At 45.9% G+C, this 12,313-nt stretch carries 9 protein-coding genes and 1 pseudogene; 3 read left to right on the top strand and 7 right to left on the bottom strand.

Going from position 1 to position 12,313, the window contains the following annotated elements:
• Nucleotides 1-323: 323 nt before the first annotated feature.
• From F607_RS0110595 to F607_RS29145, 3 genes and pseudogenes are all read right to left on the bottom strand, one after another.
• A pseudogene (locus F607_RS0110595) lies at nt 324-632 on the bottom strand (chitin binding peritrophin-A domain-containing protein); the annotation flags it as partial.
• A gap of 568 nt (nt 633-1,200) precedes the next feature.
• A complete protein-coding gene (locus F607_RS0110585) occupies nt 1,201-1,395 on the bottom strand; it encodes a cold-shock protein (RefSeq protein ID WP_027708070.1) in 195 nt (64 codons plus the stop codon).
• Nucleotides 1,396-1,654: 259 nt separating this feature from the next.
• The gene (locus F607_RS29145) at nt 1,655-4,204 is read right to left on the bottom strand and encodes an ABC transporter ATP-binding protein (RefSeq protein ID WP_051311295.1); all 2,550 of its coding nucleotides are present in this window, start codon (nt 4,202-4,204) and stop codon (nt 1,655-1,657) included.
• Nucleotides 4,205-4,610: 406 nt separating this feature from the next.
• Between F607_RS29145 and F607_RS0110575 the strand changes: the two genes are divergently transcribed.
• Genes F607_RS0110575 through F607_RS0110565 form a run of 3 tightly spaced genes read left to right on the top strand, consistent with a single transcriptional unit; the run spans nt 4,611 to nt 7,611 of the window.
• Entirely contained in the window at nt 4,611-5,834 is a 1,224-nt protein-coding gene (locus tag F607_RS0110575; protein ID WP_027708069.1) for a glycosyltransferase family 4 protein, read from the top strand.
• Nucleotides 5,831-7,003, top strand: a complete 1,173-nt coding sequence (locus F607_RS29140; protein WP_051311293.1) for a glycosyltransferase family 4 protein — start codon at nt 5,831-5,833, stop codon at nt 7,001-7,003. Before F607_RS0110575 ends, F607_RS29140 begins: the two co-directional genes overlap by 4 nt.
• Entirely contained in the window at nt 7,003-7,611 is a 609-nt protein-coding gene (locus tag F607_RS0110565; protein ID WP_027708068.1) for a histidine phosphatase family protein, read from the top strand. The genes F607_RS29140 and F607_RS0110565 overlap by 1 nt, the downstream gene beginning before the upstream one ends.
• A 33-nt stretch (nt 7,612-7,644) precedes the next feature.
• Here the strand turns inward: F607_RS0110565 and F607_RS29135 are convergent, their stop codons facing one another.
• From F607_RS29135 to F607_RS29130, 4 genes are all read right to left on the bottom strand, one after another.
• Nucleotides 7,645-8,439, bottom strand: a complete 795-nt coding sequence (locus F607_RS29135; RefSeq protein ID WP_051311291.1) for a polysaccharide deacetylase family protein — start codon at nt 8,437-8,439, stop codon at nt 7,645-7,647.
• Nucleotides 8,432-9,592: a glycosyltransferase family protein gene (locus tag F607_RS0110555; protein WP_027708067.1), complete on the bottom strand. Its 1,161-nt coding sequence runs from the start codon at nt 9,590-9,592 to the stop codon at nt 8,432-8,434. The genes F607_RS29135 and F607_RS0110555 overlap by 8 nt, the downstream gene beginning before the upstream one ends.
• Complete coding sequence (locus tag F607_RS0110550; RefSeq protein ID WP_038290967.1) at nt 9,592-10,806, bottom strand: glycosyltransferase family protein; 1,215 nt, start codon at nt 10,804-10,806, stop codon at nt 9,592-9,594. The genes F607_RS0110555 and F607_RS0110550 overlap by 1 nt, the downstream gene beginning before the upstream one ends.
• 139 nt (nt 10,807-10,945) lie before the next feature.
• Nucleotides 10,946-12,283, bottom strand: coding sequence for an adenylate/guanylate cyclase domain-containing protein (locus F607_RS29130; protein WP_051311289.1), 1,338 nt, complete (start codon nt 12,281-12,283; stop codon nt 10,946-10,948).
• Between the last annotated feature and the right edge of the window lie 30 nt (nt 12,284-12,313).

Here is a 12,313-nt window from a genome sequence, read left to right as displayed (position 1 = left end):
GGTATTAATGCTGATTTTTGAGAAGGTGAGTTTTTGCTGAAGCCATAAACAGAGATCCAACACGCCTATGACGAGGTTTTTATGGTCCTGACTTAATGATGAGGCCGTAATAGCCTGCTGGAGATCCTGATAGGCTTCAGGCGATAAGGTTTCAATCTTTGGTTGCTTCATACAACTAATAAACGGCTATTCGTGAAATGAATGCAGCGTACTAAACAGACAGAGAACTGAGTAAGAAGACATTAGCGGTATGGCTTGTACGTTATTTACTGCAGCACACGATTGCAGAGGGGGTACTATAAAGTGCCGAGGAAAAAGCTTACTTAATGATCTAATAGAGCTATTGATATAACCCCCCTAGGAATCCATATAGAGCCTTCTGGTTTATCAGGATCAGGACATTTAAAAATAAAGTACGCGCCACTAAAGCAAGCTATGGCCTCATTACAACTCTGGCAGTAATGATAGATTCCATTTTGTTGTCCAATACAGTTTTCAATACAACTAGATGCATCTTTAGAAGCACCGCACGCAGGATTTGCTGACCGTGGTAAACACTGGTCTAATTCGGGCTGATAAACTAAATTTCCTGGACAGCGTTGTAATATTGTCATACCACTTACACAAACATAAAAGTCTTGGCAGCAAGGGCATGCGGGTTATGAGCCATTTGGCAATGTTGAGCAATCGAATTGATTAGCACTTATTTTTCCACTCAGAGTGAATAAAACTACAAATAAATTAGTAATTAATTTTATATAGCTATTCATGGCATCCTCTCCATTTGATGCTTTATTTCCCAGGCTTTACTTCATACTCCTTATCTTAATTATTGCATCAAATAGCCAACTGCAAGTGAGGTGATTGTGAAGCATAAAAGTATAACGCAACTGTAGGAGTAACATTTTTACGACTTTGAAACTAAACCTAGAAACAGCATTACGGGCACACTCTAAAAGTAGTGACTTTTTTGTAAGAGCAAGGAAGTACTGGACAGTGGATCACAGTGTATAAGGAGTACATGAGGATCGATTTAAGCTTCCGTCCGTAGGTCCAATGATACCGCTGTATAAGCAACAACAGGGCACGCTGGAAGCATTGAAGGCTAGGTGGGAGGATATGCTGGCAATGGAGGAATTGAAGTACCTAATGGAAGGGTTTGAAGATGCTCCACCGGCCCAATAGGTACCTAATCGTTTTTTAGTCGACAACCTGAACGTTGATAGCACAAGGTCCTTTCTGGCTTTCGCCTACCTCAAACTCTACTTTGTCACCATCGCGAGGCTCATGACCTTGGATTTGTGACACATGAAAAAACAGGTCTTTACCTTCGCTAGGTGTGATAAAACCAAAACCTTTTGTTTCACTAAAAAACTTAACTGTACCTGTACTCATTCTATTCTCGCGCCTTGTGAATTCAGCAATACTTATAGAGGTTTATAACGCATAAAGCAAATTATTTAAACCATAATCACTGTATTTACTAGCCTTTTCCAAGTCTATCTCACCCAAAAACAACACGAAGCCTAATAATACAAGCCATCCATAACAAGTAGTTAGATGAGATCCAGCATGGGCTAGTGAGAGTCAAGCCCGCCAGCCCAAGAGACACTTTTTAAATGTGTATCTATTGTAGTTTGATAACGATCACTCATTAACCTGCACTACCAGTCAATAATGCTTGAAAAGCCGGACTATTGTCTTTCAAGCTGGCATATTCTCCTTGGTCGACGATATGACCTTTTTCCATAACCAGCACATAATCGAAAGCAGATGTTTGTTCTATGCGTCCCAATATCCAGCATACACCTTGGTCTTTCATTCGCTTCAAAACACAGTGAATAATATGCCGTTCAGCTCCGAGGTCCAGCACACTGGTGGCTTGATTAACAATAAGAAAATTTGGTTTTTTCAACAATGCACGCACAATGGCCAACTTCTGTCGCGTAGCTACTGATAAACGAGAACCCGAAGTCCCTACCGAAAAATCCAATCCGTAACACATAATTTGCGTACGCAATTGATACTCCTGCACTAGTTCATCAATGCGCTGACTGATTTCTGTTTGAGCACGCGCCTGACCATATACGATTTTGCCAAATAAAATGTTTTCTTGCAGGGTTAATGCGGCATTATATTCATTAGCATCATACAACTGTAAATCATGCGCTTCCTTTTGCAGGGCAAGAAATAATTTTTTACGAACCAGCAATAGTTTGGTTTTTCGGCTTTCCGTCAGCAGCCCCAAACGGTGACGGGCTGGCACTAACTGGAATAATAGGACTAATAGCATCTCCTGTTGTGTTACTGGCAACTTCAGCAACGAGTCGACACTGGTTTTTGTGAGCAACTGTTTATACTCCGGTAACTCCTCTGACTTAATGAAACTAAAACGCTCAAAAAGGTCACTGCCAGGTTCTACATCAGCAAACAATTCCACCATGATTTTTGCCAGTTCATAACCTACACGGAGTGCTTCACCCATTAAATCAACTTCTTTTAAAGACTGGTGAATCAATGGATGACGAGCCAGCTTGTTGTAATCCAATGAAATGGTGCGCGATGAACCAAATAAGAGGTTTTCCGCAACAGATAAATTCTCGTTGTATTTATCCCAATCGAAAAACTCGACTAAATCATCCATCTCCGCCGCGTGCAGTGAAGCACGCAGTGCATGACGAAGCTCAAGCACTGCGGCTGCTAAGTCCGGGTCTTGTTCAGGATCAATATAGCTCTGTAAACCATAGTGATAGACATCATCCTGCAGTTGAACTTCTGCAAGCAGGTCCATAACCTCGCTATCAACCTTGTCAACCTGCTGCTGACAATAACAACTTGCATTCTCTGAGGCAGACTCTGGATCAACACCATAATAAAGGTTTTCCCTAATCGTGCCTGCAAAAAAATGTGCATGAGCACCAACATACGCTACATGCTTACTTAATGTCTGCTCATTAAGCAGTTGAATATTTTGACCCGCTAATTCAATACGTCCTGTTTTCGGTTGTAACAAGCGAGATAACAATTTAGCAAACTCTGTTTTACCACTGCCTTCAGGCCCAACAATAGCGGTATGCTGCTGAGGCAATAATTCAACACTAAGATTATTCACAATATTGACATTACTGTACTCGGCATAGCTGACATTACGGGCCATCAAAGAAAGCTGTTCAACCGGAAGTAATTCAGCTTTACCTGATTGCAAAGCTTCTGGTAGCAAACCTTCAGGGTCAAACTGTTCAATAATTTGTTCGTATTTTATCCGCACATCCTCTTTGGTTTGATAAAACTTCAGCAGCTCCTTCCAGGGTGCATCCAGATCTTGATAGGCAGCAAGCACAGCAATTAACGCACCTAGCGATAACTCACCTTTTATAACGTAGTAACCACCAATGGAGTAAAAGAAAAAGGGTGTGACTTTTGATAAGAAGTTATTAAGGAATTTAATAAAAAACTTCAGTTTGTAGATGCGCAAACGAATCATAAAGATATGTTGCACACGCTCCAGTACATTAGACCGTTCTCGTCCCGCAGCCCCAAACGCATGGATCTCCTGAATACCCGCAATACTGTCACCGATACGATCACCTAGGCGGCGTGCTGCCAGTACACGTTGCTTGCCCAGTTGATTTACTTTAGCTTGTAGTTTTGGAATCACCCACATCTGCAAAGGGTACAAGGCGACAGCCGCCACCCCTAACAGCGCATCCTGATTAAAGATAAAGAACAAATAGGTTATCAATAATCCTCCCTGAAAGGCGGGGAGGGCAAAAGCTTCACCAATAAAACCACCCAGAGGCTCAGTCTCAGCTGTCACAATAGGAATGATTTCTCCCTGAGAGACTTTTTTAAAATGAGGAATAGGAAAACGCAAAATACGACTAAAGAGTTCCAGGCGCAGGTCCCGTAACATTCGTTCACCGACAACACCACGATAAACGTTCAGTACATACTTAATGGCACCATTGATAACCACCAGCAGCAAAAATAATCCACTAAGAAAAAACAAATAGCCAAGTTGATCAACTGGGTACCCCATGACAGCATCAGGAATATCTTTGCCATTAATCGCACTATTAATAATATGTTTAGGGACTTCCAATGAGGCATAAACAATAGGAAAAGAAACCAACGTTAACAACAATATGAGAACTTGATCCTTTAGGGTGTGCTTGAGAATGTAACGATAAATTGATGGCTCCATGCGATACCCACTCAAGGAAAAAAAGAGAGCTTGTTATGGTATACCCTTCATGAAGGGTATAACTACACCTATAGCAGGCTAGCGCACTATATTTAAAAAATGCTTACGCTAATGCTAATGGCCAACACTTGACTTATAAACCACCCTAAGCAAAGTGTCTATGGCTGATCACCACCATCGAAATCAGCCAGGAGGACATGATATAGTGTGCAACCACTGGATATGTTTACATAGTCTAATCATTCGTTATATGAGCAAAAGTTACATGACCAAATTGCACCACAGTGATATTTATTGCTTGCTTGTAAAAAAACACAGCAAGTGTTGCTAGCATTATCCAAGTTCATGTAAACACAATCCAAATAGTGAAATTAATGTTGTATTCATCTGTTATTGAGGTAATCGTTTGACAAAATCAATTGCATTGGTTTTGAAAGGGTATCCACGTTTATCAGAAACATTTATTGCGCAAGAAATCCATGCTTTAGAGCAGCAAGGATTTGCCATTACCCTGATTTCATTACGCCACCCCACTGATCACACAGTACACCCGATTCATCGTGAAATAAAAGCACCTGTTGTCTATCTTCCAGAGTACTTGCACCACGAGCCGAGACGCATCATTCGTAGTTTTTGGGCGCAACTGTTTCGGCCACACTTTTGGTCAGTACTACGCCTTTGGTGGCAGGATTTTCGCCGTGATCCAACCCGTAATCGAATCCGCCGACTAGGACAGTCATGGGTACTTGCCACAGAGCTACCCCCAGATACACAACAGCTGTATGCCCACTTTATCCACACCCCAGGATCAGTAACACGCTATACCAGCCACCTGACCGGGATTCCCTGGTCAGCTTCGGCGCATGCTAAAGACATCTGGACCACACCTCGCTGGGACCTAGCTGACAAACTGGCAGACTTAGCCTGGCTGACAACCTGCACCGAAAGCAACCAGCACTATTTACAGAGCCTCACCCCAGACCCCGAAAAAGTGATGCTGGTTTATCACGGCTTGGACTTTAACCGCTTTCCCATTGTAGCCGAGCCTCGTGAAACAGCACCCTCTGATCAGGTCCAGATTCTGTCAGTAGGTCGTGCCGTACCTAAAAAAGGCTATGATGTAATTTTAGAAGCACTGGCAAAGCTACCTTCTGAATTATCTTGGCACTTTACCCACATTGGTCAGGGGCCAGAATTAGCTAAGCTACAAAATCTAGCAGAACAGTTAGGTATAGCCGATAAAGTCACTTGGCTAGGCGCTCAGTCACAGCAAAGGGTACTCAACCAATACCGCCAAGCAGATATCTTTATCTTAGGCAGTCGCATCACTGAGGATGGCGATCGCGATGGTTTACCTAACGTGCTAATGGAAGCACAAAGTCAGCACGTAGCATGCATTGCTACCGCTATTTCTGGCATTCCAGAACTTATCATTGATCAACAAACGGGGCTGTTAGTGCCACCTGAAGATATCAATGCCACAAGCCAAGCATTGCAGCAACTAATCACCCAGCCAGAATGGCGGCAAACCCTGGCAAAAGCAGGCTATAAGCGTGTTACAAGCCATTTCAGCCTGCAACAGGGGATTGCAACACTTACCTCATGCTTTGCAGGTTCTTGTAAGTCATGACCTCGTCAGCAGCAAACCGTCCTGTTGCATTTTATGCTCCCCTCAAGGCACCCAACTACCCAACGCCTTCAGGTGATCAAAAGATTGCTCAGCACTTCTGGCAATGTCTACAGCTCTGTGGCTGGATGCCCGAGTTAGCCAGCCAGCTCCGTAGCTTTAGCCGGGAAGGTGACCTGCAACACCAAAAGCGCCTGGCTCGACTGGGCAAGTGGCAAGCCAACAAACTTATCAGGCACTATCTTCCCTTGCCCGAAGCTCAACGTCCAAAGTGCTGGTTTACCTATCACCTTTACCATAAAGCCCCTGACTGGTTAGGTCCTCGTGTCAGCCATGCCCTCAGCATTCCTTATGTTATTGCTGAAGCCTCTGTTGCTGAAAAACAGCGTTATGGACCTTGGCGCTATAACTTTAGAGCAACACTGGCAGCACTTCACCAAGCAGATGCGGTTATTAGCCTTAACCCGAAAGACTTACCGGGTATTCAACCTTACTGCCATGCCGTTGATGTGAGTCACTACCTGCCACCCTTTATGGCTATCCCCCCACAAGACAATATCGCAAGATCGAGCCTTCGCCAGCAACTAGCCCAGCAATACCCTATCCCTGAGCACCAGCCTTGGTTGTTATCGGTCGCCATGGTCCGACCAGGTGACAAGCTCGCGTCATATCGCTATCTCTTGCACTGCCTTCAGTCATTAACCGATTTACCCTGGCAGTGGGTTGTTATTGGTGAAGGCCAAGCTCTTGCTCAGCTTCAAAAGGAGGCTAGCGACTTGAGCCACCGAGTGCACTGGCTGGGTAAACTTACGACTGAGCAGATTACACCATGGCTTAGAGCCTGTGACCTGATGGCTTGGCCGGCGATCAATGAAGCCTTAGGCATGGCTATTTTAGAGGCACAAATGAACGGCCTACCTGTCATCACAGGTGCAACCCCTGGTGTTTGCAGCCTCTTTGCTGATTCACCCAATAAGCGCGGTGGCTTCATTATTCCTCAACAACAGCCGGATACCTTCAAGCAAGGGTTATTTGAATTACTCACCCAACCTAACCTGCGGCAGCAATTAAGTCATCATGCCCAACAGTGGAGTCATCAACACCATAGTCTGCTCGCGGCAGCAAACCAATTGAACCAGTGGTTAACACCTCTGATAGGAAAAGCAGATTAATGCTCACAATTTATTGTTTACGCCACGGTACCACACAGTGGAATCTACAGCGCAGGATTCAAGGCCGACAAGATACCGTTCTACTACCAGAAGAAGTATCACGGCTACAACACCTGCAGCTGGCCCCCACCTGGAAGCAATTTGACTGGTATAGCAGTCCACTGATGCGGGCCCAGCAAACGGTCCAAGCACTCGGTATGAACTATCAAACACTAGAACCCTGGCAGGAAATGGACTGGGGATGTTGGGAAGGGCAGACCTTAGCTAACCTACGACAACAACATCCAGAGGAACTGATATACCAAGAGCAACGAGGCATTCATTTACACCCTGCTCAGGGCGAAAGTCCCTATCAAGTACTACAGAGAATTACACAATGGGCAGCCCAGGAAAACACTCAGCAATTAACGCATTCTCCAAAAGTCATAGTGACCCATAAAGGCGTCATTCGTCCCTTGCTCGCGGCCGCTACAGGTTGGCTCATGTTGGACAAATATCCAACACGGCTAAATTGGCAACGTGTGCATGGCTTTACCTGGAGCCCTGCCCAAGGCTGGCACTTGAAGTCACTGAACATACCGCTTACTCAGCCGCCACCAGAGGTCTGAGGGTGTCGCAAAAGGTTCGGCAAGTCAGTGAATTTACAAGCGGCGATTGGGTGAAAATAACGCCATAGGTGACTGCCAACGGACGGTTACTTGTTCCTCAATCCATGGCAAAAAAGTATTTAAAAACAGCCAGCATTTATCATCATGAGCCAAGTGATGGGTCATTAAACCGATAGGCGCTGGCAACTCATCCGGGGTTGTCGCTGCGCGCTGCTGTTGTAATACCCGTAGCCACTGCCCAAGAACCTGTCCTGTCCCCGCAAACTGGCGGGTTCGCCAGTTAATAATATCGATATGTACATTAACCACTTTAAGTCCTGGTACAGCACTTGCCGGTCCCAGCCCTGACCACCCCCAGTATCCCCAAGCGGGTAAGTGAACAACCAAGTCACTCCGCATTCGGTTCCAAGGTGGTACCAAAACAGGTAAAAACTGGTCACCCAATAGACCTGCCAAGTATGTAGCGCCACTTTGCAGCTCCTTGGCAATAACCGCTAATGGTCGATCCTCATCAAGTTCACACTTCTTTCGGGTAGACGGTGCAAAGTTCTTATGACGATAACCATGCTGTAAGACCCAGCAGTTAGCTTCTGACTGTAAACGCCGGGCAAGCGTGTTGGTTGCACCTGCCGGGATAACCGCCAAAGCCAGTGTGCTACTGTACTGCTGGCGATTGATCTGAAGTAAACGGTCAAGTGCTGGCGTGTAGGTTTGTGCATCATCATCTCGCCACCAAAGAGGAACCCCTCCAAATTGTTGCTGCCAGTGTTCCAGCTCAATGGTTAATGCCCGCCACAACGCGGGTGCCTCACCAAGCAAACTACTCATTCAACCACCGTTTGATAAAGTTCACTGTTTGCCATTGTCCACCTAACTTAATGGGAGAAGGAAGTGACTTGGGGTTTAGACTGACGGCGTTATCTATACATTGGGCCAGTCTCTGGGGAGACAACTGTTCAGGTTGTGCATAGTGACAGTACCCAGCAGCTGCTAATCGTTGAGCGCGAAGCAGTTGTTCCGTTTCATCCGCATTGGAAAAGGGTAAAAGTAATGCGGGACACTGGGCGACTAAAACATCCATCACGGTATTATAGCCAGCCTGAGAGATTGACAGGCCTGACGCGGCGAGTAGGGATACAAAATCATCTCGCAGCCCTTCAACCTGAATGTCACCAAGTCCAGCTTCCTTATCCGCCTCAGCAAGTGCTTGCTGGAGCCGATGGCTACTCCGAGGCCCAAGTAAAAAGCGCCAAGACCAGCTGGCAACTGATGAGTAGGGACGAGCCGCCAGTAAGTCCATCATCATCTGCTCAGCCACAGCACCACTGCCAGCAGATACAACCACCTGTCGCTGTGGTGCCACACTCACCTGGCTATCATGTTCTGGTCCAACATAGCCTGTGTAGTATAGCTGCGATGAGACCCGTTCCGCGGCTGGAAAGGTCTCCTGTAAAGCAATGAAATTTTCATCACCATGTACGAGTACTGCATCAAAATACTGTTGTAACTGATCAACAACCCAATCTTGACGCTGAGGATCCCGTACAAACTTGTCTACCAAGATGTCTCGCAACGAACACATAACCTTGCATGCATCACCGGCTTTAAGCTCTGCCAGAATAGGGGTAAGCTCATGCCGAAATGCCCGACGACCAAAAGGATACATTTCAACCAAAAAAACATCTGGCAATGTTTGCTTAATCGTCTCTCTCAATACGTGTTGTCGTTGTTGCCAGTAATTTGCCGAAACTGACTGTCCATCAGCCGTTACTAGCTCACTGAATGAGGCATCTGGCACTTTAATCGGCGGTAGCTGAACCCAGTGACACCCTTCAAACAAAGATTGGCCTACTGACTCGCCACCGGCTACAACAGTGACCTTAAACCCTGACTGCACACAAGCTGCCGCTAGCCGAGCAAAACGATACAGGTGACCCACTCCCAGCAGGTGCTGGCAATACATCAAAATATGGTGACGCATTACCCCTCCACCTTATTGAGTTGCTCCACTTGGTGCTGACCCAATAATGTAAGGAAACGCTTGGCTATCCTTTCCTGTCCAGTCAGTAGCCCATTGACTTGATTTTCTTTAAGTGGAGGCTGACAAGACAGTTGCTGTAATGCCTGAACCATGCACTCAGTAGAGTCATCCTCTTCAAGATCCAGTACCTTGACTAGCCCCAACGCTTCAGCTTGTGTCGCACGAATAAACTGCTCCAGGCGGGGTTTTTTTCGTGGTACCAGTAACGCTGGCTTGCGCAGGGATAGAATTTCACAAAAAGTGTTATAACCTCCCATTGCAACGACAGCGGAGGCATTCGCCATAAGCGCTTCAATATGTCGATCAAACGTGTGGATAATGACCTGGGGTAAGCTTACCACACGCCGTTCAAACTGCTCACGCTCTGCCGCCCCCATAAAGGGGCCAAGAATAATGACAGCTGCAGCAGGAAGCTTGCTGGATGACTCATAGGCGCGCAAAACCCAATCCACCATTTCAACGCCATCACCGCCACCACCTGGAGTGACTAAGAGGTAACGATCTGGAAGGGCGCTTAAATCAAGTTCAGCTGTTTTCGGCACATGACGTGCCAGATAGCCGGTAAAATACAAGCGCGGGTCAACTGGCTCAGGAAACTCAATACCCGTCAGTGGACTCCCCATTGATGCTGGGCCATAAACCCAAATATCATCATACAAATCAAGCAGTTTGGGAGGAATGCCTTTTTGCTGCCACTCATCTGCTAGCCATTGAGGATCATCCATCACATCGCGCAGTCCTAGAACCGTTTTCACACCAGTTTCTCGAAGTACACGTAGTGTTGGTTCAACCTCACCTTTAAGTCCCAGTGGCTCCTTATCCACCAGAAATACATCAGGTTGAAAGCTCAAAGCAGTATGCTGAATGATCGCTTTACGAATATCCAATGTCTGCTGTATATCAATATGCAAACCAAGTGATGTGTATTCACCATTGTAGAGTTTAATCACGCCGGGGATTCGTACATAGTCAACCCTGGCTCTAAACTCAAAGCGACCAATAATGGGCGAGCCTGAAACTATTAAAACTGACAGACCTTTAAACCGCTTCACCAACGCATGAGCAATCGTTCTACAGCGGCGTAAATGCCCTAAACCATATGTATCATGACTATAAATCAACAGACGTGCATTGTTCAGTCTAACCTGAGCCATGGGTCCTCTCAGTGATTATGCGTATACCACAAATTAGACATCATGCGCGGTATAATCACAGTTTTTGGGACTAATATAATGCCCTTGCAACACCTAGTGGTGCAATAAAGCTACTAGTTTCTCACGGAAAAATGGCAAACTATAATGCAACACCCGGCGTATTGGTAGACTGTTGGCCTTGAAGAAATTGCTGAAGCGTATGAATTTGTAAAGGTTCTGCCACGCCTCGTACACTGTAGCTACCCAGAAAAACAGTGGGCTCTGTTACTTTCTCTGCAAATTCGGCGGTCAACAGTAGATCAATACCTAATGTTTTTGTCAGTTCTTCAAGTCGAGCTGTCCGGTTAACGGCGGGCCCCATCACAGTAAAATCCAAACGTGAAAGTGAACCCACATTGCCATACACCACTTCCCCCATATGGAGTCCCACCCCAAACTCCAAGACAGGTAATCCCTTGGCGACTAAGTCTTTATTCAGCTGTTGTAACTGATCGTTCGCATCAACTGCCGCCTTTAATACGGCAGAACAAGCCTTGGTAACCGACCCCAGCGCTTCAGTGGTAAAGACAATCAGCATGGCATCACCAATAAAGCGTAAAACCTCACCACCACGCCGAGTGACCGCATTCGTTACCACTTCAAAATAGGTATTGACCAGCTGCAGCATAGGCTCTGTGGATAGAGACTCTGTCAGCTCGGTAAAATTGCGCAAATCGCTGTACCACAGCGCACACTCGATAAGTTCAGAATCACCACGCTTAACCCGACCTTTTAATATTTTCTGGCCTGTTCTAGGCCCAACATAGGTATTTAATAGCGACCGAATAATACTGCGAGCAGAAAAGACTTCGAGTACTGGCAGCAGGTACAGCAATAAGGCTCGCCACTTTTTTAAATCCTCCGAAGAAAAGCCTTCGGGATGGTCACTGGCAATAATAAATGCATTCACTGATTGATCGGAAAACTGTAATGGGAAAGCGACGTAGTCTGTAATCCCCTGTACCTTGAGTTCTTTGAGCACAGAATGAGCCTTTCGAGGCAAGTCACTTATAAGTGAATAGCGTACCATTCGTCCTTGTTCTCGCACCTCTTCAATAGGGCTTCCTCGATAGGAAGGGGTACTATCAATGCCATGTGCAGGGGCAAATACTTCAATTTCATCCCGGTCACGCCACCAAGTATAAGCACGCCCAGTAATCTCTGGGTCAATGGTATTAAGCGTAATGCGGATACGCGCAACATCTGCTCCAGCTCTTAGCAAATGGGCAGCTAAACACTTTAAGAAAAGGGCAGGGTCAGTAACCGCACGACCTGAAGTCAACAGCCAGCTCACTGTTTCTGAAATACTCCAGCCATCAAACCCACCCCACAAAACCTCTTGCCATATTTCATGTTTATTGGATGCCACAGGCGTTGACTCATTTTTTGTTGAATGACGTGTCTCTACTTTAACCCTATTAAGTCTTAGTCCCCTCATGCACCATAATCCAGTCAGGGGCTACACTTT

The organism is Zooshikella ganghwensis DSM 15267 (genome assembly GCF_000428585.1).
GTDB lineage: Bacteria > Pseudomonadota > Gammaproteobacteria > Pseudomonadales > Zooshikellaceae > Zooshikella > Zooshikella ganghwensis.
This window is presented reverse-complemented; position numbering and strand designations above follow the sequence as displayed.